At 69.1% G+C, this 21,043-nt stretch carries 17 protein-coding genes; 5 read left to right on the top strand and 12 right to left on the bottom strand.

Annotation, left to right across the window (positions count from 1 at the left end; genetic code table 11):
• Positions 1-412: 412 nt before the first annotated feature.
• Positions 413-1,114 (top strand): rhomboid family intramembrane serine protease, encoded by a 702-nt coding sequence (locus VMD50_RS25245; protein WP_325431890.1) that lies wholly within the window; start codon positions 413-415, stop codon positions 1,112-1,114.
• A gap of 78 nt (positions 1,115-1,192) precedes the next feature.
• Here VMD50_RS25245 and VMD50_RS25240 read toward each other — a convergent pair whose 3' ends face one another.
• A complete protein-coding gene (locus VMD50_RS25240) occupies positions 1,193-1,864 on the bottom strand; it encodes an LLM class flavin-dependent oxidoreductase (protein ID WP_414686168.1) in 672 nt (223 codons plus the stop codon).
• Positions 1,865-1,912: 48 nt separating this feature from the next.
• Between VMD50_RS25240 and VMD50_RS25235 the strand changes: the two genes are divergently transcribed.
• Positions 1,913-2,593 carry an Lrp/AsnC family transcriptional regulator gene (locus tag VMD50_RS25235; RefSeq protein WP_325431888.1) on the top strand — a complete coding sequence of 227 codons (681 nt, stop codon included), beginning with the start codon at positions 1,913-1,915 and terminating at the stop codon, positions 2,591-2,593.
• On the opposite strand, the gene hisS is transcribed toward VMD50_RS25235, so the two are convergent.
• Both hisS and VMD50_RS25225 read right to left on the bottom strand, forming a co-directional pair.
• A complete protein-coding gene (gene hisS / locus VMD50_RS25230) occupies positions 2,533-3,804 on the bottom strand; it encodes a histidine--tRNA ligase (protein WP_325431886.1) in 1,272 nt (423 codons plus the stop codon). The two genes, VMD50_RS25235 and hisS, sit on opposite strands and share 61 nt — an antisense overlap.
• Entirely contained in the window at positions 3,801-4,475 is a 675-nt protein-coding gene (locus VMD50_RS25225) for an MBL fold metallo-hydrolase (protein WP_325431884.1), read from the bottom strand. The genes hisS and VMD50_RS25225 overlap by 4 nt, the downstream gene beginning before the upstream one ends.
• Before the next feature lie 104 nt (positions 4,476-4,579).
• On the opposite strand from VMD50_RS25225, the gene VMD50_RS25220 reads away from it, so the two are divergent.
• On the top strand, positions 4,580-5,473 hold the full coding sequence (locus tag VMD50_RS25220) for a peptidylprolyl isomerase (RefSeq protein ID WP_325431882.1): 894 nt from the start codon (positions 4,580-4,582) through the stop codon (positions 5,471-5,473).
• A 184-nt stretch (positions 5,474-5,657) separates the two neighbouring features.
• Here VMD50_RS25220 and VMD50_RS25210 read toward each other — a convergent pair whose 3' ends face one another.
• The 6 genes from VMD50_RS25210 to yajC all read right to left on the bottom strand — a co-directional run bounded on the left by VMD50_RS25210 (position 5,658) and on the right by yajC (position 13,801).
• A complete protein-coding gene (locus VMD50_RS25210; protein WP_325431880.1) occupies positions 5,658-8,009 on the bottom strand; it encodes a RelA/SpoT family protein in 2,352 nt (783 codons plus the stop codon).
• A gap of 100 nt (positions 8,010-8,109) precedes the next feature.
• Positions 8,110-8,667, bottom strand: coding sequence for an adenine phosphoribosyltransferase (locus VMD50_RS25205; protein ID WP_325431878.1), 558 nt, complete (start codon positions 8,665-8,667; stop codon positions 8,110-8,112).
• The gene (locus VMD50_RS25200; protein ID WP_325431876.1) at positions 8,649-10,307 is read right to left on the bottom strand and encodes an ABC transporter substrate-binding protein; all 1,659 of its coding nucleotides are present in this window, start codon (positions 10,305-10,307) and stop codon (positions 8,649-8,651) included. Before VMD50_RS25200 ends, VMD50_RS25205 begins: the two co-directional genes overlap by 19 nt.
• Before the next feature lie 5 nt (positions 10,308-10,312).
• Complete coding sequence (gene secF / locus VMD50_RS25195) at positions 10,313-11,533, bottom strand: protein translocase subunit SecF (protein WP_325431874.1); 1,221 nt, start codon at positions 11,531-11,533, stop codon at positions 10,313-10,315.
• A gap of 3 nt (positions 11,534-11,536) precedes the next feature.
• Entirely contained in the window at positions 11,537-13,312 is a 1,776-nt protein-coding gene (secD, locus tag VMD50_RS25190) for a protein translocase subunit SecD (RefSeq protein WP_325431872.1), read from the bottom strand.
• Positions 13,313-13,447: 135 nt separating this feature from the next.
• Entirely contained in the window at positions 13,448-13,801 is a 354-nt protein-coding gene (gene yajC, locus VMD50_RS25185) for a preprotein translocase subunit YajC (RefSeq protein WP_325431870.1), read from the bottom strand.
• 112 nt (positions 13,802-13,913) lie between these two features.
• Between yajC and gabT the strand changes: the two genes are divergently transcribed.
• Positions 13,914-15,263, top strand: coding sequence for a 4-aminobutyrate--2-oxoglutarate transaminase (gabT, locus tag VMD50_RS25180; protein WP_325431868.1), 1,350 nt, complete (start codon positions 13,914-13,916; stop codon positions 15,261-15,263).
• Positions 15,264-15,409: 146 nt separating this feature from the next.
• A complete protein-coding gene (gene car / locus VMD50_RS25175) occupies positions 15,410-18,940 on the top strand; it encodes a carboxylic acid reductase (RefSeq protein WP_325431866.1) in 3,531 nt (1,176 codons plus the stop codon).
• Positions 18,941-18,944: 4 nt separating this feature from the next.
• Here car and VMD50_RS25170 read toward each other — a convergent pair whose 3' ends face one another.
• The 3 genes from VMD50_RS25170 to VMD50_RS25160 all read right to left on the bottom strand — a co-directional run bounded on the left by VMD50_RS25170 (position 18,945) and on the right by VMD50_RS25160 (position 20,975).
• Positions 18,945-19,661, bottom strand: a complete 717-nt coding sequence (locus VMD50_RS25170; protein WP_325431864.1) for a hypothetical protein — start codon at positions 19,659-19,661, stop codon at positions 18,945-18,947.
• 124 nt (positions 19,662-19,785) lie between these two features.
• Positions 19,786-20,172 carry a DUF1304 domain-containing protein gene (locus VMD50_RS25165; RefSeq protein WP_325431913.1) on the bottom strand — a complete coding sequence of 129 codons (387 nt, stop codon included), beginning with the start codon at positions 20,170-20,172 and terminating at the stop codon, positions 19,786-19,788.
• A 152-nt stretch (positions 20,173-20,324) separates the two neighbouring features.
• A complete protein-coding gene (locus tag VMD50_RS25160; RefSeq protein WP_325431862.1) occupies positions 20,325-20,975 on the bottom strand; it encodes a hypothetical protein in 651 nt (216 codons plus the stop codon).
• Positions 20,976-21,043: the final 68 nt, after the last annotated feature.

The following is a 21,043-nucleotide window of genomic DNA, read 5'->3' as shown; positions in this document are numbered from 1 at the left end:
CCACTGCGCCACCTTAGGCTCTGGCCGACGTTTCGCTCAGTAGTCAGTGCCCAGCCCTAGCCTTCGGCACCGCGGCGTGCCGCTGGACAGACGGATCGCGCACAATCCTTCGTAGTCGGCTCGCGTTGGTCGCGAACCAGATGGATTCCCTCACCATGCAATCTCTTTGCACTGACAGCAGCACAGCATTTCGCTAATGGGTCGACGCGCCGAGAGCGCTGATGGCTGCGCGAATGTCATGTCATCGGATTCTTCCTGGTATGGCCGTACCGAGCTTCATCTGGTACGTCAGTTGCGGGTTGACACAGTTGGCGACCAACTGCGTTACATCACGGGACCTTCGGCCCTAGGGCCGGTTGCGGCGGAAGCGGACCCTTTTCAACGTCGGCGACGAACCTATGAGGAGGCTTGCATGATCCCTCTCTCCGATGACGTTCCGGCCCGCCGTTTCCCGGTGGTCAATGTCATGCTGATCGTGGCCAATTTCGCGGTCTTCTTGTTCTATGAGTTGCCGAACGGGGATGCGGCGGTCAACCAGGCGTCGTTTCATCCCTGCGATGTCAACAACACCTGCCACCTGGGCCTGCCGTGGGGTGTCAGCTGGATCACCGCCATGTTCATGCATGCCGGCTGGGAGCACATTTTGGGCAACATGCTGTTCTTGGCGATCTTCGGCAAGAACGTCGAGGACGCATTCGGGCGGATCGGTTATCTGCTCTTCTACTTCGCCGGCGGATTCGCCGCGACGATGATGCAGACGGCGATGACTCTGTCCTTCGGCAGCGCGTCGGATGCCCAGATACCCAACCTTGGCGCCAGCGGCGCGATCGCCGCCGTGCTGGGCGCCTATTTCGTGCTCTATCCGACCTCTAATATCCGGACGCTGGTGCTGTGGTTCCCGGTCAACATCCCGGCGTGGATCTACCTCGGCGGCTGGTTCCTCTACCAGTTCTTCGAAGGCAACAACGCGTTAGTCCATCCGACGAGCACCGGTGGCAGTGGCGTCGCGTTCTTCGCGCATGTCGGCGGATTCGTCTTCGGTGTGATCGTCGCGGGGGTTCTCACCAGCACTGGACGGGTCACCTCCAAGCGCGCGCGATGGGCGGCAACGTAGGCGTAGCCTTCGTGATGGCGGGGATCGTCGTGTTCGGCATCCGGGTGCGATGGCGCGTTGGGAGGCATGGCAGGTACATCACGACGCCGCGTCGGCGAGGCGGTCGACCTGCTCGAGGCCGGCGACGCACGGGTGAAAGATGAGCCCGTCGAAACCGAGGTCACGGTAGGCGCGCGCGGTGGCCGCCGCGTCCTGCGGCGAGGTCAACATGTCGGCGACGTTGAGAGCCGCGTACTCCGGTTTGAATCCGTAGTAGTCCTGCAGGTGCGCACGGCCGAGCCGGACGGTCTCCTCGCCGCCGAAGGCAAAGTTCACGCTGGCGTGGAGCCGAGGTTGACCTGGGCGGCCCGCCTCCCGCCATGCGTCGCGTACCCGGTCGGCGAACGACGACTGGTTGGCGTAGTCCCGCAGCGCGCCGGCCGACCAGCCATCGCCCGTGGTCGCGACGCGACGGATAGTCGACGGCGACCTCCCGCCGAACAGGACGGGGATGCGCACCGGGGCCGGGCACAGCCCCGTGTCGCCTGCGACCGCCTCGGGGCGCCACGCGGCGCGCAGCAATCCCACCGTCTGATCCAGGACCCGCCCCCGCCGCCCGAAGTCCACCCCGACGGCCGCGTAGTCATCGGGCCGGCTGCCCACCCCCAGGCCCAGGGTCAGCCGGTCACCGGCGAAGTCCGCCACCGTGGCGAGCTGCTTGGCGAGTAGGGCGGCCGGGCAAAGTGGGGCCAGCAAAACGTTTGTGAACAAACCGGGCTTCCGCGAACAACCTCGGTCACCGACATCAACATCGACCTGGTGCTGCACACGTTCGGGCAACCCCCGAGCGCGCCATGGACGGGCTACGGCCACAAGCTCGACGCCGAACAGGCCGAACAAATCCTGGCCGGCGTCGAGCGTCCGCCGACCGGCCACTCGTCCCGGCCGACCGCGGAGGACCGTCCCATGCTCGATGCGCTGGCCGACGACGGCCGCGCACCGCACTCGCGACTGGCCGGATGCACCGGCTGGTCAGTCGCACGGGTGCGCAGGCGGCTGGCGACGCTGGAAGCGTCCGGGGCGTTGCTCTATGACGTCGATCTGCTTCCCGAGCGACTCGGTCACCACCTCAGCGCCATGCTGTGGCTCACGGTGGCACCCCAGCACCTGCACCGCGTCGGTGAACTGATCGCCGCGCATGACCAAATCGCGTTCGCGGCCGCCGTCAGCGGAAGCAAGAACCTCATGGCGGTGGCCATCTGCCGTGACGTCCACGACCTGTATGAGTACCTCACCGACGGCCTCGGTGCGATCGAAGGGGTCCTCACCCACGAGGTCAGCATCCGCACCCAGCGCCTCAAGCAACACGGATCCGTGATCGCGCACGGGCGGCTGATGAACCCGAAGCCGACGCGCGCTTCGCGCGGGTCGGTGGCGGGTTACCGCCCGAGCCGCGAAAGCACCTCGGCGACAACCGAGTCCGCCGGCACGGACACCTGATCGCCCGTCCCCAGGTCCTTCACGCCGACGGTCCCGGACTCGAGGTCCCGCTCGCCCGCCACCAATGCGATCCGGGCGCCGGAGCGGTCGGCGGCCCGCATCGCGCCCTTGAGCCCGCGGTCCCCATAGGCCATGTCGACGCGGACGCCGGCGGCGCGCAGCCGCGCCGCCAGCACCGCCAGCTCGAGCTTGGCCGGCTCGCTCAGCGGCACCGCGAACACGTCGCAGCGCGCGGTCTCCCCCACGGCCTTGCCTTCCGCGCGCAGCGCCAGCAGGGTCCGGTCCACTCCGAGCCCAAATCCGATGCCCGACAAGTCTTGTCCGCCGAGCTGGCGCATCAGGCCGTCGTAGCGGCCGCCGCCGCCGATCCCGGACTGCGCGCCCAGGCCGTCGTGCACGAATTCGAACGTGGTCTTCGTGTAGTAATCCAGCCCGCGCACCATCCGCGGGTTGATGACGTAGGGGACCCCGAGCGCGTCCAGGTGCGCCAGCACCGTGTCGAAGTGCTGCTTGGCGGCATCCGACAGGTGATCGAGCAGGACCGGCGCGTCGGCCGTCATCGCCCGCACCGCGGGCCGCTTGTCGTCGAGGACCCGAAGCGGATTGATCTCGGCGCGCCGTCGCGTCTCGTCATCCAGGTCGAGCCCAAAAAGGAAGTCTTGCAACAGTTCCCGATACTGCGGGCGGCAGCTCTCGTCCCCCAGCGAGGTGATCTCCAGCCGGAAGCCGTCCAGGCCCAGCGAGCGGAAGCCGGCGTCGGCGACGGCGATCACCTCGGCGTCCAGCGCGGGATCGTCGACGCCGATCGCCTCCACCCCGACCTGCTGCAGCTGGCGATAGCGGCCGGCCTGCGGGCGCTCATAGCGGAAAAACGGTCCCGCATAACAGAGTTTCACCGGGAGCGCGCCGCGGTCGAGGCCGTGTTCGATCACCGCGCGCACCACCCCGGCCGTCCCCTCCGGCCGCAGCGTCACCGAGCGGTCACCGCGGTCGGCGAACGTGTACATCTCCTTGGCGACGACGTCGGTGGATTCGCCTACGCCGCGCGCGAATAGGGCGGTGTCCTCGAAGATCGGCAGCTCGACGTCGCCGTAGCCGGCCCGGCGGGCCGCGGCGATCAGGCGAGAGCGCACCGCGACGAACTGCGCCGAATCGGGCGGGAGGTAGTCGGGAACCCCCTTGGGTGCCGAAAACGAGGAAAACTCCGTCACCGGCTCAGGCCCTCGAGGAACGGGTTGAAACGCCGCTCCGCGCCGATGGTGGTGGCCGGGCCGTGCCCCGGCAGCACGACGGTGTCGTCGTCGAGCACCAGCAGCTTGTCGAGGATCGACGTGAGCAGGTCGCGGCCGCTGCCGCCGAACAGGTCGGTGCGGCCCACCGAGCGCTCGAACAGCGTGTCACCGGTGAACACCGCGTCACTTCCGTCTTTGCTCGCCCCCGAGACGCGGAAGACCACCGACCCGCGGGTGTGCCCCGGCGTGTGATCGACGTTGACGGTCACGCTGCCCAGGTCGAGCTTGTCGCCGTCGCGGTCCAGCTCCACCACCTGCTTGGGCTCGCGAAAGAAGGCGCCCGCCGCCACCTGCGCCAGCCGTGGTCCGAGGCCGAAGATCGGGTCGGTCAGCATGAATCGGTCCTCGGGGTGGATGTAGGTGGGGCAGCCGAAGGTGTCGGACACCTTCTGGGCCGACCACATGTGGTCGATGTGCCCGTGGGTGAGCAGCACCGCGGCCGGGGTCAGCCGGTTCTCGTCGAGGATTCGCCGCAGCGCGCCCATCGCACGCTGACCGGGATCGACGATGACGGCGTCGGTTCCGGGGCGTTCGGCCAGCACATAGCAGTTGCACGCCAGCATGCCGGCGGGGAATCCGGTGATCAACACGGTTCCCAGTTTCCCACGGGGGCCGGTTGGCGCCCGTCACGGCGCCCACATTAGCCTGGGCTGGCTACCCGGGCCCTATTGACCGACATGGAGGCATACCGGCCGTGCCGACCAACGAACAGCGACGCGCCAACGCCAAGCGCAAACTCGAACGGCAGCTGGAACGCCGGGCGAAGCAGGCCAAGCGCCGCCGCGCCATGGTGATCGCCGGCGGCTCGATCGTGGCGGTGGCCGTGATCGCGGCAGTGGTGATCGCCATCGTCAACACCAAACACGAGCACAAGAGCAACACCGCGGCGACGAGCACCCCCGCCGCCAGCAGCGCCCCGGCGACGACGGCCGCCGGGCCGACGCCGCCCGTTCCGCCGCTGCCCGCGTTCACGCCGTCGGCCAACCCGGGCGCAAACTGCCAATACCCGGCGTCGTCGGACCCGGCCGCCAAAAAGGTCAAGCCGCCGCGCACCGGCAAGGTCCCGACGGACCCGGCCCAGGTGAGCGCGAGCATGACGACCAGCCAGGGCAACGTCGGCCTGATGCTGGCCAACAACGAATCACCTTGCACCGTCAACAGTTTCGCGAGCCTGATCGGCCAGAAGTACTTTGACAACACCAAATGCCACCGGCTGACCACCTCGGAGACGCTGGGCGTCTTGCAATGTGGCGACCCCAAGGGCGACGGCACCGGCGGCCCCGGCTATCAATTCGCCAACGAGTACCCGACCGATCAATACCCGCCCAACGACCCCAAGCTGCAGCAGCCGGTGCTCTACCCGCGCGGCACCCTGGCGATGGCCAATGCCGGGCCCGGCACCAACGGCAGCCAGTTCTTCATGGTCTACAAGGACTCTCAGCTGCCGCCGCAATACACCGTCTTCGGCACCATCCAGGCCGACGGGCTGGCCACCCTGGACAAGATCGCCAAAGCCGGGGTCGCCGGCGGCGGCGAAGACGGGCCGCCGGCCAGCGAGGTCACCATCAAGTCGCTGCTGCTCGACTAAACCCGGAGCAGCGCTGTACCCGCGCGGGACCATCGCCGCGGCCACCTCCGGACCCAACACCAACGAGAGCCAGTTCTTCATGGCGTACCGGGACGCCGAGATGCTTTCGCCGCGCTTGCGATCGCCGCTCAAGCTGATGGCGGCGACCCGCCGCGCCCGACTTTCGCCGCGCTTGCGATCGCCGCTAAGCAGCGGAGGTCACCCGGTAGACGTCGTAGACGCCTTCGACGTTGCGCACGACGTTGAGCAGATGCCCGAGGTGCTTGGGGTCGCCCATCTCGAAGGTGAACCGGCTGATCGCGACCCGGTCACCCGAGGTGGTGACCGACGCGGACAGGATGTTGACCTTCTCGTCGGCCAGCGCGCGCGTCACGTCGGACAGCAGCCGGTGCCGGTCGAGCGCCTCGACCTGGATGGCGACCAGGAACACCGACGACGCCGACGGCGCCCACAGGACCTCGATGATGCGCTCGGACTGCTGTTGCAGCGACGCGGCGTTGGTGCAGTCGGTGCGGTGCACGCTGACCCCGCCACCGCGGGTGACGAAGCCCATGATCTGGTCGCCGGGCACCGGCGTGCAGCACTTGGCCAGCTTGGTCAGCACGCCCGGGGCGCCCGGGACCGAGACCCCGACCTCGTCGCTGCTGCGCGGGCGCCGCAGCATGGTGGTCGGCGTGGAGCGCTCGGCGAGTTCCTCCTCGGCCTGGTCGATGCCGCCGAGCTCGGCGAGCAGCCGCTGCACGGCGTGCTTCGCCGACACGTGCCCCTCACCGATCGCGGTGTAGAGCGCCGACACATCGGCGTAATGCAGCTCGCGGGCGACGGCGGCCATGGACTCGCCATTCACCAAGCGCTGCAACGGAAGTCCGCCGCGGCGCACCTCGCGGGCCATCGCGTCCTTGCCGGCCTCCAGCGCCTCTTCCCGCCGCTCCTTGGCGAACCACTGCCGGATCTTGGCCTTGGCGCGCGGCGACACCACGAACTGCTGCCAGTCCCGCGACGGCCCGGCGTTGGGTGCCTTGGACGTGAAAACCTCGACGACTTCGCCGTTTTCGAGCTTGCGTTCCAGCGCCACCAGCCGGCCGTTCACCCTGGCGCCGATGCAGCGGTGGCCGACCTCGGTGTGCACCGCGTAGGCGAAGTCGATCGGCGTCGAGCCCGTCGGCAGGGTGATGACGTCGCCCTTGGGCGTGAAGACGAAGATCTCCTGGACGGCGAGGTCATAACGCAGCGACTCCAGGAACTCGCCCGGGTCGGCCGCCTCCCGTTGCCAGTCGAGCAGCTGACGCATCCAGGCCATGTCGTCGATTTCGGCGGCGGCGTGCGGATGCGGAAGTCCGTTGCGGCCCTTGGCTTCCTTGTAGCGCCAGTGCGCGGCGATGCCGTATTCGGCGGTGCGGTGCATGTCGCGGGTGCGGATCTGCACCTCCAGGGGCTTGCCCTCCGGCCCGACGACGGTGGTGTGCAACGACTGGTAGACGCCGTATCTGGGCTGGGCGATGTAATCCTTGAACCGCCCCGCCATCGGCTGCCACAGCGAGTGCACCACGCCGACAGCGGCGTAACAGTCCCGGATCTCGTCGCACAGTATGCGGATGCCGACCAGGTCGTGGATGTCGTCGAAGTCGCGGCCCTTGACGATCATCTTCTGATAGATCGACCAGTAGTGCTTGGGGCGGCCCTCCACCGTCGCCTTGATCTTCGACCCGTTCAGCGTGTTGATGATCTCGGTGCGGACCTTGGCCAGGTAGGTGTCCCGCGACGGCGCGCGGCCGGCGACCAGCCGCACGATCTCCTCGTACTTCTTGGGGTGCAGGATCGCGAACGACAGGTCCTCCAGCTCCCACTTGACGCTGGCCATGCCCAGCCGATGCGCAAGCGGCGCAATCACTTCCAGCGTCTCGCGGGCCTTGCGCGCCTGCTTCTCCGGCGGCAGGAAGCGCATGGTGCGCATGTTGTGCAGCCGGTCAGCGACCTTGATCACCAGCACCCGGGGATCGCGGGCCATGGCGGTGATCATCTTGCGGATGGTCTCGCCCTCGGCGGCGCTGCCCAGCACCACCCGGTCCAGCTTGGTCACGCCGTCGACGAGGTGGCCGACCTCCTCGCCGAATTCCTCGCTCAAAGCCTCGAGGGTGTAACCGGTGTCCTCGACGGTGTCGTGCAGCAGCGCGGCCACCAAAGTGGTGGTGTCCATGCCCAATTCGGCCAGGATGTTGGCGACCGCCAGGGGGTGGGTGATGTAGGGGTCACCGGAGTGGCGCAACTGGGTGGCGTGCCGCTCGTCGGCGACCTCGAAGGCGCGCTGCAGCATCGACAGGTTGGCCTTGGGGTAGATCTCGCGGTGCACCGCCACCAACGGCTCGAGCACCGGGTTCAGCGTGCTGCGCTGGGCGGTCATCCGGCGGGCCAGCCGCGCCCGGACCCGGCGCGAGGCGCTGGTCTTCTCGACCGGCGGCTCCGGGAGCTCCAGCAGGGGTTCCGTGACTTCGGCCGGCGCGTCGAGGGCTTGCGCCGCGCTCTTCTCGTCAGCCACGTTGGTCACCTCCGACCTCGAGGATATCGCTTATGTCCGATTGCCCCGCTTCTCTTCGGCCCGTTCCGGGCCGCATCGTCGCGTCGCTTGGAACCCGGCACTAGGTTCTGCTCAGGCTGTATACCGGCAACGGCGCGACCGCCTCGCGACCGCCCAGCGCGGTGAGTTCCATCACCACCGCGGCCGCGGTCACGTGGGCCCCGGCGCGTTCCAGCAACCGCGCGGCGGCGCGGAGGGTGCCGCCGGTGGCGAGCACATCGTCGATGATCACAACGTTTCGGCCGCGCAGATCGATCCCGTCGGCGGGGATCTCCAGGGTGGCGGTGCCGTATTCCAGGGCGTACTGCTCGGCGTGCACCGGCGGTGGCAGCTTGCCGGACTTGCGAATGGCCAGCACACCGGTGCCCAGCCGGCCGGCGACGGCCGCGGCGACCAGAAAACCGCGGGAGTCGATGCCGGCCACCAGGTCCGTGCCGGACGCGACGCCGACCAACGCGTCGACGACCGCCGTCATGCCGTTGCGATCGGCGAACAACGGGGTCAGGTCCTTGAATTGGACGCCGGGCTGCGGAAAGTCGGCCACGTGCCGCGTCAGCGACGTGATCAGCTCGGCCACCGGCGCAGTCCCGCCGTCGCCGGTCACTCGACCAGGGCCCATCGGTCCATGTTCCAGCCCGCGCCCCAGCGGGTGGGGTTCCGGCTCACGGCGTACATCTTTTTCGACGTGAGCAGCGTGCGCTGCTGGCGGTACAGGGGCAGGGTCGGCATGTCGGCCCACAGTATCGGAGCCGCCTGCGCCAGCAGCCTGGCCCGCTCGGCGGGGTCGGCCGACACCGCGAGCGCGCTGATCGCGCCGTCGACCTGGGGATTCGAGTAGCCGGACAGGTTGTTGCCGTTGCCGCTGTGCAGGTCGTAGGCGTCCATCGCCGACGAACCGGTCGACCCGCTGCCGGTGGCCCCGCCGGTGCTGGCCACCAGCACGTCGATCTTGCCGTCCCGCAGCGCCTGGGGCCCCGACGTGTCCAGGTTGACGGTGACGACGGTGATGCCGGCCGCCGCGCACGATTTGGTGATCACCCCCACGGTCACCGCCAGCCGCGCGTTGGGTCCCTGGTAACCGATGCGCGCCGTCAGGGGCGCGCCCCCCAGCGCATCGCGGGCGGCGGCCGGGTCCGCCTTGCCGAACGGGCCGGCCTCGGCGGCACCCTCCCCGGCGGCGACGGCGTCCTCGGTGGCCGGCTGCAGGCGCGAATTGGCGATCGGCGCCCCGGCGTCATGCGCGATCGAGTCGCGCGGCGTGCACAGCGCGAACGCGCGCCGGGCCTTCGGCTGCGACAACGGTCCCTGCGGCGCGAAGATCAGCTGCTCGATGCCGTCCGACGGCGATTCGGCGCGCTCGTAATTGTCGGGGGTGGCCAGCGTCCCGGACGAGCCGGTCGCGACGTCGACCACGTCGACGCTCCGGTTGTTGACCCGGTCCTGGATGTCGGGCCCCTGCGGCCACACGGTGATCCGCTTGGTGATCGGCTTGGCGCCCCACCAGCGATCGTTGGCGACGAGCACCACGGCGCCGCCGCTGAGCATCGATTCGATCTTGTACGGCCCCGACGAGGGGAAGCGCTTCAGATCCAGGCCGGGCTTGAGATCCCAGGTGGTGTTCCACAGCTTCGCGATCTGCTGCACCACCTGCGTGTTGTTGCTCAGCAGCGCGGCGGTCACGTCCACGTTCAGCTGATCGGCGATGACGTGCGACGGCATCAGCGAGGTCGCGGCGAACAGCTGGTTGTAGTCGACGAGCCCGCGATCCGGGACGAAGGACACCCGGGCCTTTTTCTGGCCCGGAATGCACTCGATGTTGGCGATGTCGACGTAGCCGGCTTGGCTGGCGGCGTCGAAACCGGGAAACCGGCCGGATTGCGCCGCCCAGGCCAGGACCAGGTCGTCGCAGGTCACCGGCTTGCCGTCGCTGTAGACGGCGTTGTCGGCGATCTGGTAGTCGAGGACCAGCGGCGAACCGCCGACAACCGAGACGGTCCCGAAGTCGTGGTCGGCGACGACCTGCCCGTCCGGCCCGTGATAGCCGAAGCCGGCGAGCGTGCGGGCGAACGCCTGCGCCCCCGCCGATGCCGCGCCGACGACGGTGTTCGTGTTGTAGGTGTCCAGCGGGCCGTCGACCACGTAGTCGATCTTCGAAGCGGCGCTACCCGAGCACGCCGTCAGCGTGCAGGCCGCCACGAGCGTCGCGACCAACCCGACGGATGCGGACCCCCGTAGCCCACGCCAGCCGGCCCGCACCATCTGGCCTACCGCCGGCCGGCGTTTCGCTTGCCGGTCGGACGCCGGGTGCCGGTGGGACGTACCGGGCGTGCGCCCGGCGCCGGCTTGTTGGCCGCGGGCTTGCTGGGCGCCGGCACCGCTTCGGCGCCCTGCTCGGGGGGCTCTTCGGTGGTGTCCTCGGAGATCTCGGCGGCCGACACGTCCGACTCCCCGTGGGAGGGCTTGCGCCGCTTGTGCACCCGGCGGGTGTGGGTTCGCACCAGATCGGTGCGTTCGCGCAGGGTGACCAGCAGGGGGGTGGCGAAGAAGATCGAGGAGTAGGTGCCGACCATGATGCCCACCAGCTGCACCAGCGCCAGGTCCTTCAGCGTGCCGACGCCCAGCAGCCAGACCGCCACGACCATCAGCGCCAGCACCGGCAGCACGCCGATCAGGCTGGTGTTGATCGAGCGCATGAACGTCTGGTTGATCGCCAGGTTGGCGTGCTCGGCGAAGGTGCGCCGGTTGGTGTGCTGGAAGTCGCGCGTGTTCTCCTCGACCTTGTCGAACACGATGACGGTGTCGTAGAGCGAGAAACCCAGGATCGTCAGCAGCCCGATGACCGTGGCCGGGCTGACCTCGAAGCCCACCAGCGAGTAGACGCCGGCGGTGACGGTCAGGTCGAAACACATCGTGGTCAGCGCGGAGATCGCCATGTAGCGCTCGTAGCGCAGGGTGATGTACAGGCTGACCAGCGCCAGGAACACCACCAGCGCGATCAGCGCCTTCTTGGTGATCTGATCGCCCCAGGTCTCCGACACCGCCGAGTCGCTGATGGCCTGCTTGCTCGGCTTGCCGTCGGTGCCCTTGGGCTGGAACGCGTCGAACAGGGCGTTGCGCAGCTTGGTTGTCTGGTCGTTGGTCAGCGTTTCCGAGCGGATCTGCACCGTCGCCGAGGCGCCGTTGCCGACGATGACCACCGACTCCGGGTCCTTGCCGATGGTCTTCCGGAAGACGTCGGACACTTGCGCCGTCTGGGCGGTTCCACGGGGCATCGACACGGTGGTGCCGCCCTTGAAGTCGATCCCGAAGGTGAAGCCCCGCAAGACGATGCTGAGGATGGCGATCGCGACCATCGCGCCGCTGATGCCGTACCACAGCCGCCGTCGCCCGACCACCTCGAACGCGCCGGTGCCGGTGTAGAGCCGGGAGATGAAGCTGTGGTGCGGCAGCTGGGCGCCGCCGGTCAGCTCGACCGCGTCACTCATGCGCTATCCCCGCCCCGTCTTCGTGGCCGCCGCGGCGTGGCGTTCGCGCGCGACCTGCTGCACGGCCCCCAGGCCGTTGTACGCCGGCTTGGCCAGCGTCGGCGACTTGGAGGCCAGGTAGAGCAGCGGCCACGTCACCAGGAACACCACCACCAGGTCGAGGATCGTGGTGAGGCCCAACGTGAACGCGAAGCCCTTCACCTGGCCGATGGCCAGGAAGTACAGCACCGCGGCGGCCAGGAACGTCACCGCATTGCCCGACACGATCGTCTTGCGGGCCCGCACCCAGCCCCGTGGCACCGCCGAGCGGAACGAACGGCCCTCACGGATCTCGTCCTTGATGCGTTCGAAGAACACCACGAACGAGTCGGCGGTGGTGCCGATACCGATGATCAGACCCGCGATGCCCGCGAGGTCCAGGGTGTAGTTGATATAGCGGCCCAGCAGCACCAGGATCGCGAAAACCATTGCGCCGGAAGCGGTGAGCGACAACGCGGTGAGCAATCCGAGCACCCGGTAGTACAGCAACGAATACAGCAACACCAGGACCAGGCCGATCGCGCCCGCCATCAGGCCGGCCCGCAGCGACGTCAATCCCAGTGTGGCCGAGACGGTTTGGGCCTCCGAGGATTCGAACGACAGCGGCAGCGAGCCGTACTTGAGGACATTGGCCAGCTGACGGGCGGTCGACGCGGTGAACGGCGGGTCGCCGCCGGTGATCTGGGTCCGCCCGCCGGGAATGGCCTCCTGGATCATCGGGGCGCTGACCACTTGGGAGTCCAGGGTGAAGGCGGTCTGGGTGCCGACGTGGGCGGCGGTGAAGTCGGCCCAGGTGTTCGCGGCGCCGGGCTTGAACTGCAGGTCGACGACGTAGCCGATGCCGCGCTGGTTCATGCTCGACGTCGCGTTCTCGATCTGGTCGCCGCTGATGATCGACGGCCCCAGCAGGTAGGCGACCTTGTGGTCGGTCGAGCAGGTCACCAGGGGCAGCGCCGGGTCGTCGTTGCCGGCCAGGATGTCGTCCTTCTTATCGCATTGGGTCGCCTGGAACTGCAGGGCGAGGTACTGGATGCCCTGGCGCGTGCTCTGCCGCCACTCCTTCTCCTCGGCGATGCGGTCGGCGAGATCCTTGCGCGGGTCGGGCGGCGCGGGCGCTGGGCCCGGCGCGGGTGCGGCAGACGGCGCGGGCGCGGGGGCCGGCGTGGGCGCGGGGCTGGGCGCCGGGCTCGGCGGCGGGTCCTGCGGGTAGGGCCTCGGTTGCGCGCCCGGCTGGCCGGGCGCGGGCTGCGCCGGGGGCGGCGGCTGGCCGGGAGCCGGCCCGCCCGGAGGCAGCGGCTGTCCGGGAGCCGGGGCGTCCGGCGGGGGCGCCTGGACCGGGGGCTTGGACTGAGCGGCCTGCGCCGGCATCGAGTTGAGCACCGGCCGGATGTACAGCCGCGCGGTCTGTCCGAGGTTGCGCGCCTCGCTGCCGTCGCTGCCGGGCACCGTGATAACCAGGTTGTCGCCGTCGACCACGACCTCCGAACCGGACACGCCCAGCCCGTTGACCCGCGCGCTGATGATCTGTTGCGCCTGCGCCAAGGCATCCCGGCTCGGGCGCGAGCCGTCCGGCGTGCGGGCGGTCAGCGTGACGCGGGTGCCGCCCTGCAGGTCGATGCCGAGCTTCGGCACGGCCCGCTTGTCGCCCGTGAGAAACACCAGCAGATAGACGCCGATCAGCAACAATAAGAAAACCGACAGGTAGCGGGCAGGGTGCACCGGCGCGGAAGACGATGCCACGTTCCTCGTATCTCCTTGAGATTCGGTTTCTTACCCCCGACAGAGCCTAATGGCGATCGCGGGCCCGGCGTAGCCGGGCGCGGCGGGTCGCCACCATCGGCCTGGTGTCGGGCGCCTTCTTGTCGTGCACGCGGCCTATCGGCCCGGGTCGGTCAGCCCCTCGGACTCTTCCAGGTGGTCGGCGCCCTCGTCCGGGAGGTCGGCGACGTCGTCGAGGTCGGCGGGCTCGTCGGGCAGGATCTTGTCCCGCACGGCCAGCTTCATCCAGGTGGTCACCACGCCGGGCGCGATCTCCAATTCGACGGTGTCGTCGGTGACCGCGACGACGGTGGCCTCCAGCCCGGACGTGGTGTGGACCCGGTCGCCGGGCCGCAACGACTCCTGCAGGTCGATGGTGGCCTGCATCGCCCGCCGCTGGCGACGCGACCCGAAGTACATCAAGGCGCCCATGATGAGCACGAACGGCAACAACAAGACCAAACTCTCCATACGGCCAGTCTGCCAGTACCGCAGGTCGCAACCCACTGACCCCGCTGACTCGCGCCTGAGCGGATAGGCTTTAACGGCGACGTGACAGCCGCGCCGCGGTGAGGAGGACGTCGTGGCCAGCCTCGAGCAGACTCGCCAGCTGGTCACCGAAATCCCCGGTCCCGCATCGCTGGAGCTGAACAAGCGCCGGGCCGCGGCGGTGTCGCGCGGGGTGAACGTCTCGGTGCCGGTCTTCGTGGCGCGCGCCGGCGGCGGCATCGTCGAGGACGTCGACGGCAACCGGCTCATCGACCTGGGATCCGGCATCGCGGTGACCACCATCGGCAACTCGTCGCCCCGCGTGGTGGACGCGGTGCGCGCGCAGGTCGACGACTTCACCCACACGTGCTTCATGGTGACGCCGTACGAGGAGTACGTCGCGGTCGCCGAGGAACTCAACCGGATCACGCCGGGCTCGGGCGAGAAGCGCTCGGTGCTGTTCAACTCCGGCGCCGAGGCCGTCGAGAACGCCGTCAAGGCTGCGCGGTCGTACACCCGCAAGCCCGCGGTGGTGGCGTTCAACCACGCCTATCACGGGCGCACCAACCTGGCGATGGCGCTCACCGCCAAATCCATGCCCTACAAGAGTGGCTTCGGCCCGTTCGCGCCGGAGGTCTACCGCGCGCCGCTGTCCTATCCCTACCGGGACGGACTGCACGACAAGGAACTGGCCACCGACGGCGAAAAGGCCGCCGCGCGGACCATCGGGATCATCGAGAACCAGGTCGGCGCCGACAGCCTGGCCGCCGTCATCATCGAGCCGATCGCCGGCGAGGGCGGATTCATCGTTCCCGCCGAGGGATTCCTGCCCGCCCTGCTCGACTGGTGCCGAAAGAACGACGTGGTGTTCATCGCCGACGAGGTGCAGACCGGGTTCGCGCGCACCGGCGCGATGTTCGCCTGCGAGCACGAGGGCCCGGCGGGCCTGGTGCCCGACCTGATCTGCACCGCCAAGGGCATCGCCGACGGACTGCCGCTCTCGGCGGTCACCGGCCGCGCCGAGATCATGGACGCGTCCCATGTCGGCGGTTTGGGCGGCACCTTCGGCGGAAACCCCATCGCATGTGCGGCGGCACTGGCCACCATCGCCACGATCGAGAGTGACGGACTGATCGAGCGGGCGCGCCAGCTGGAACGGCTGATCACCGAACCGTTGTTGCGCCTGCAGGCCGGTGACGACCGGATCGGCGACGTCCGCGGCCGGGGCGCCATGATCGCCATGGAGCTGGTGAAGTCGGGAACCACCGAGCCCGACGCGGAACTGACCCAGAAGCTGTCCACCGCCGCCCACGCCGCCGGGGTCATCGTGTTGACGTGCGGCATGTTCGGCAACATCATCCGGCTGCTGCCGCCGCTCACGATCAGCGACGAGCTGTTGATCGAGGGAATCGACATCCTGGGCGGGATCCTGGGCGACCTCTAGACCCGGGGAGCCCGTGGGTGCGCAATCTCACACCGCACGCAGATGACCCGATCATTGAGGAATACCCGTTAGTTTAACTAACGTTCTATCTATCAGCGCAGCGTCGCGCGACCGAATTACTTCTGAAACCAATCGAGGGAAGCTGTATGTCGACTACCACTACTGCCGAAGAACGCCTCGCACGCCGAGTAGACGACCTCACCGCTAACGACGCACAGTTCGCCGCCGCCCGGCCCGACCCGGCCGTGGCCGCGGCCCTCGAACAGCCCGGCCTGCGACTGCCCGAGATCATCCGCACCGTGCTGGACGGCTACGCCGACCGACCCGCGCTGGGCCAGCGCGTCGTCGAGTTCGTGAAGGACCCCAAGACGGGCCGCACCACGCTCGAGCTGCTCCCCCGCTACGAGACCATCACCTACCGTGAGGTCGGCGACCGCGTCGCCGCGCTGGCGCGCGCCTTCAGCCATGACTCGCTGCGCGCCGGCGACCGGGTCTGCGTGCTCGGCTTCAACAGCGTTGACTACGCCACCATCGACATGGCGTTGGGCGTCGCCGGCGCGGTGTGCGTTCCGCTGCAGACCAGCGCCGCCGTCACCCAGCTGCAGCCGATCGTCGCCGAGACCCGGCCGAGCCTGATCGCCTCCAGCGTCAACCAGCTGCCCGAAGCCGTCGAGCTGATCCTGAGCGGTGACGCGCCGGCCAAACTCGTGGTGTTCGACTACCACCCCGAGGTCGACGACCAGCGCGAGGCCCTCGAGGCGGCCCGCGAGCGGCTGGCGGACACCGCCGTGGTCGTCGAGACCGCGGCCGACGTCCTCGAGCGCGGGAAATCGCTGCCCGACACGCCTCTCCCGGCGCCGCAGGACGAGGACCCGCTGGCGCTGCTCATCTACACCTCCGGCAGCACCGGCGCGCCCAAGGGCGCGATGTACCCGCAGAGCAACGTCGGCAAGATGTGGCGCCGCGGCAGCAAGAACTGGTTCGGGGAAAGCGCCGCCTCGATCACCCTCAACTTCATGCCGATGAGCCACGTCATGGGCCGCGGGATCCTCTACGGCACCCTCGGCAACGGCGGCACGGCCTACTTCGCCGCCCGCAGTGACCTCTCGACGCTGCTCGAGGATCTCGAGCTGGTCCGCCCGACCGAGATGAACTTCGTGCCGCGGATCTGGGAGACCCTGTTCGGGGAATTCCAGCGCCAGGTCGACCGGCGGTTGCCCGAAGGCGCCGACACGGCGGGCCCCGAGGCCCGCGAGATTGTGGCGGCCCAGGTCCTCGAGGAACAGCGGCAGTACCTGCTCGGTGGCCGGTTCATCTTCGCGATGACCGGCTCCGCGCCGACCTCCCCCGAGCTGCGGAACTGGGTGGAGTCGCTGCTCGAAATGCACCTGCTGGACGGCTACGGCTCCACCGAGGCCGGCATGGTGCTGTTCGACGGCGAGATCCAGCGCCCGCCGGTGGTCGACTACAAGCTGGTCGACGTCCCGGACCTGGGCTACTTCGCCACCGACCGGCCGTACCCGCGCGGCGAACTGCTGCTCAAGACCGAGAACATGTTCCCCGGCTACTACAAGCGGGCCGAGACCACCGCCAACGTGTTCGACGAGGACGGCTACTACCGCACCGGCGACGTCTTCGCCGAGGTCGCCACCGACAAGCTGGTGTACGTCGACCGCCGCAACAACGTGCTCAAGCTCGCGCAGGGCGAGTTTGTCACCCTGGCCAAGCTGGAGGCGGAGTTCGGCAACAGCCCGCTGGTGCGCCAGATCTACATCTACGGCAACAGCGCGCAGGCCTACCTGCTGGCCGTCGTGGTGCCCACCGAGGAGGCCCTGGCGCGCTACCAGCCCGATGAGCTGAAGCCGCTGATCGCCGACTCGCTGCAGAACGTCGCACGAGACGCCGGCCTGCAGTCCTACGAGGTGCCGCGCGACTTCCTCATCGAGACCACGCCGTTCAGCCTGGAGAACGGCCTGCTGACCGGCATCCGCAAGCTGGCGTGGCCGAAGCTCAAGCAGCACTACGGCGAGCGGCTCGAAGCGCTGTATGCGGAGCTGGCACAGGGCCAGGCCAACGAGCTGAGCGAGCTGCGCCGCAGCGGCGCCGACGCGCCGGTCCTGCATACCGTGAGCCGCGCCGCGGCCGCCATGCTGGGCACCGCGGCCAGCGACCTTTCACCCGAGGCGCACTTCACCGACCTGGGCGGGGATTCCCTGTCCGCCTTGACGTTCGGGAACCTGCTGCGCGAGATCTTCGACGTCGACGTGCCGGTGGGCGTCATCGTCAGCCCGGCCAACGACCTGCGGGCCCTCGCCGAGTACATCGAGGCCGAGCGCAAGGGCACCAAGCGGCCTACGTTCGCTGCGGTGCACGGGCGTGACGCGACCGAGGTGCGCGCCGGCGACCTTACGCTCGACAAATTCCTCGAGGCGTCGACGCTGGCCGCCGCGCCCGAGCTGCCGAAGCCCGCCTCCGAGGTGCGAACGGTGCTGCTGACCGGCTCCACCGGCTTTCTCGGCCGCTACCTGGCGCTCGAGTGGCTCGAGCGGATGGATCTGGTCGACGGCAAAGTGATCGCGCTGGTGCGGGCCCGCTCCGATGAGGAGGCCCGCGCCCGGCTGGACAACACCTTCGGCGGTGCTGAGTTTGAAGGCGATCCCGCGCTGCTGGCGCATTACCAGGAGCTGGCCGCCGCACACCTCGAGGTCCTCGCCGGCGACAAGGGTGAGGCCAACCTGGGCCTGGACCAGGCGACCTGGCAGCGGCTGGCCGACACCGTCGACCTGATCGTCGACCCGGCGGCCCTGGTCAACCACGTGCTGCCGTACAGCGAGCTGTTCGGCCCCAACGCGCTGGGCACCGCCGAGCTGATCCGGATCGCGCTGACCACCAAGCAGAAGCCCTACGTCTACGTGTCGACGATCGGGGTCGGCGACCAGATCGAGCCGGGCAAGTTCGTCGAGGACGCCGACATCCGCCAGATCAGCGCGACGCGGGCGATCAACGACAACTACGCCAACGGCTACGGCAACAGCAAGTGGGCCGGCGAGGTGTTGCTGCGCGAGGCCCACGACCTGTGCGGGCTGCCCGTGGCGGTGTTCCGGTGCGACATGATCCTGGCCGACACCACCTACGCGGGCCAGCTCAACCTGCCGGACATGTTCACCCGGCTGATGCTGAGCCTGGTCGCCACCGGCGTGGCGCCCGGTTCGTTCTACGAGCTGGACGCCGACGGCAACCGGCAGCGCGCGCACTACGACGGCCTTCCGGTCGAGTTCATCGCCGCGGCGATCTCCACGCTGACGGCCCAAGAGGGCTACGAGACGTACCACGTGATGAATCCGTACGACGACGGCATCGGCCTCGACGAGTACGTCGACTGGCTCGTCGACGCCGGTTACCCGATCCTGCGCATCGCCGACTACGGCGAGTGGTTGCGCCGGTTCGAGCGCACGATGCGGGCCCTGCCGGAACGGCAGCGCCAGTACTCACTGCTGCCGCTGCTGCACAACTACCAGCAGCCGGAGGAGCCGCTCCGCGGATCGTTGGCGCCGACCGACCGGTTCCGCGCCGCGGTGCAGGAGGCGAAAATCGGGCCGGACAAGGACATCCCGCACATCTCGGCGCCGATCATCGTCAAGTACGTCACCGACCTGCAGTTGCTCGGACTGCTCTGACGCCCTAGCCCTGAGGGTGGGGCCAGCGCAGATACGGGGCGCCCCGCGAGCCGGCCGCCGCCGCCGCATCCTGGCGGCGGCGCCAGCCGCGCTTCGGCTCCCCCTCCGACCCGTAGCGATCCACCCGCGGCTTGGTCAGCGCGCCCGACGATACCTCGGACGAGTCCTGCGGCCCGGACACGTAGGCCGGTTCGCCGCCGGGCACCGGCGCTTCGGGCCTCTCGGCGTATCCCGGGGGTTCGACGTCGCGCGCGAGCCGGACCGCCGTGCGCGCCAACACAACGCCGCCCACGAAGACGATCAGCGCGCCGAGGCCGGAGAAGTAGGAAACCTCCAGCGCGGCCCGTTTGCGCTCGGTCGCGGCGATCGGATCGCCCGCGGACCCGATGCCCAGCAGCGGTGCGACCTGGCCGCCGACCACGAACCACGCGCCGGAAAGGACGGCCAGCCAGCCGCCCAGCATCGCGGGGATGCGATTCCCCGCGACGATCAGCAGCAGGCCGCCGACCACCGTCGCCGCCCCCGGAAGCACCTCGAGCCAGCCGCGCGCCGGCGACCACGCCCAGTCCTGGTCGGGCGTGTAGGCGAAATTGAAATGGGGGCCGACGAATGGGATCAACGCACCCCAAGCACCCAGGATCACCAGGATCAATCCGCTGATCGCGCCGCGGGAACGCGGCATGGTCAGCGCGCCGGGGTACTCCCTCTCTGCGTATGTCATTCCATCTCCTCTATCGAGCCGGGCCGATTTCCGGCCTCGCGTGGGTACCCGACCGCGCCGGGATATAACCCGCGCGGCGTAAACCGCGGAGATTTAGTGACCGGTGAGGCTGCAGCGACTGGTGTTACCAGGACAGGCCGAGCACCACCAAGACGATGGCGATCACCGGGAAGACGCCCTGGATGAGCGCGGCCCGCGCCTTCTCCGGTGCCGACAGCAGCAGCACGAGCGCGGCGGCGGCCATCGATCCGACGCCAGCCAGCACGAGCGCGACTCCGACGGCCTTATCGCCCATGACCACCGGGGGAATGCCGAGGCCGGTGACGATCGCCAGGAACAGGTTGTAGAAGCCCTGATTGAAGGCGAGCAGCTTGGTGGCCTCGGCCTCTTCGACCGACGTCCCGAACCTGGCCCGGGTTCGGGCCGACGTCCAGGTCAGCGATTCCATCGTGAAGATGTAGACGTGCAAGAGGGCTGCCAGCGCGGCGAAGACCAACCCTGCGGTGAGCATCGCTCCTCCTCGCTCGTCGAACAGGCCCGGTTGCAGCGTCAAGAACAATACCGACCGGCGGTTGCCCGGACTGCCCTGACCCGCAAAGGCACCGGTAGCCAGCTCTCGCAGCTGAGCTACCGGCGCCTCCGCGCGTCGTCAGTCGGGTGGCGTCAGACGCCGGCGTGGTGGCGTCGGCCGAAGAGGCCGCCCCCGGTCCGCCGGTGGAACAGGCCCCCCCGGGGACGCACGTCGGCGCGCGCGTCGCGGGGCGACTCGTCGTACATGGCCGGTCCCGGTGCCGGCGTGGGCGCCAAGGGCGCCGGCTCGGTCGCCACGACGTCGCGCGCGTGCCGAACCGCCACGCGCGCCACGGCGGCCCCGCCCAGGAAGACGATGAGCGCGCCCAGACCGGTGAAGTACGTGACCTCGAGCAGGGCGCGTTTCAGGTCAGTCGACGACGCCGGTTGACCGACGTCGCCGATTTGCAGGCTCGACGCGAAGGCCCGGCCGACCACGAACCAGGCGCCGGCCAAGACCGCCAGCCAGCCGCCGAGCATGGCGCTGGCGCGGTTTCCGGAGACGAGCAGCACCAGGCCGCCCAGCGCGGCGACGACGCCGGGGAACACCTCCAGCCAGCCCTTCGCCGCGGTCCACGTCCACGCCGGGTCGGTCGTGTACGCCCAGTGGATGTTGGGCCCGATGAATGGGATCAGTGCACCCCAAACACCCAGAAGGATCAGGAGCAGCCCGATCACCGCGCCGCGGGTGCGTGGCATGTACGGCGCGCGGGGGCGTTCATAGTCGGGGGTTGTGTGCCTCATCTTCAATCTCCTCGGACAGCTAATTATTGTTGCTGGCCTGGGTACCCCCGTCCGAGGTGACGTAACCG

The organism is Mycobacterium sp. (assembly GCF_035506235.1).
In the GTDB taxonomy this organism is placed as follows: Bacteria; Actinomycetota; Actinomycetes; order Mycobacteriales; family Mycobacteriaceae; genus Mycobacterium.
Note: the sequence above shows the minus strand (reverse complement) of the source record. Positions and strands in the feature narration are given on the sequence as shown.

Bases quoted from the DNA above. Each gene is read 5' to 3' on its own strand.
- VMD50_RS25170 (WP_325431864.1), bottom strand. From the start codon at position 19,661: ATGACATACGCAGAGAGGGAGTACCCCGGCGCGCTGACCATGCCGCGT.
- VMD50_RS25165 (WP_325431913.1), bottom strand. From the start codon at position 20,172: ATGCTCACCGCAGGGTTGGTCTTCGCCGCGCTGGCAGCCCTCTTGCAC.
- secF (WP_325431874.1), bottom strand. From the start codon at position 11,533: ATGAGTGACGCGGTCGAGCTGACCGGCGGCGCCCAGCTGCCGCACCAC.
- car (WP_325431866.1), top strand. From the start codon at position 15,410: ATGTCGACTACCACTACTGCCGAAGAACGCCTCGCACGCCGAGTAGAC.
- yajC (WP_325431870.1), bottom strand. From the start codon at position 13,801: ATGGAGAGTTTGGTCTTGTTGTTGCCGTTCGTGCTCATCATGGGCGCC.
- VMD50_RS25205 (WP_325431878.1), bottom strand. From the start codon at position 8,667: ATGGGCCCTGGTCGAGTGACCGGCGACGGCGGGACTGCGCCGGTGGCC.
- VMD50_RS25245 (WP_325431890.1), top strand. From the start codon at position 413: ATGATCCCTCTCTCCGATGACGTTCCGGCCCGCCGTTTCCCGGTGGTC.
- VMD50_RS25160 (WP_325431862.1), bottom strand. From the start codon at position 20,975: ATGAGGCACACAACCCCCGACTATGAACGCCCCCGCGCGCCGTACATG.
- VMD50_RS25200 (WP_325431876.1), bottom strand. From the start codon at position 10,307: ATGGTGCGGGCCGGCTGGCGTGGGCTACGGGGGTCCGCATCCGTCGGG.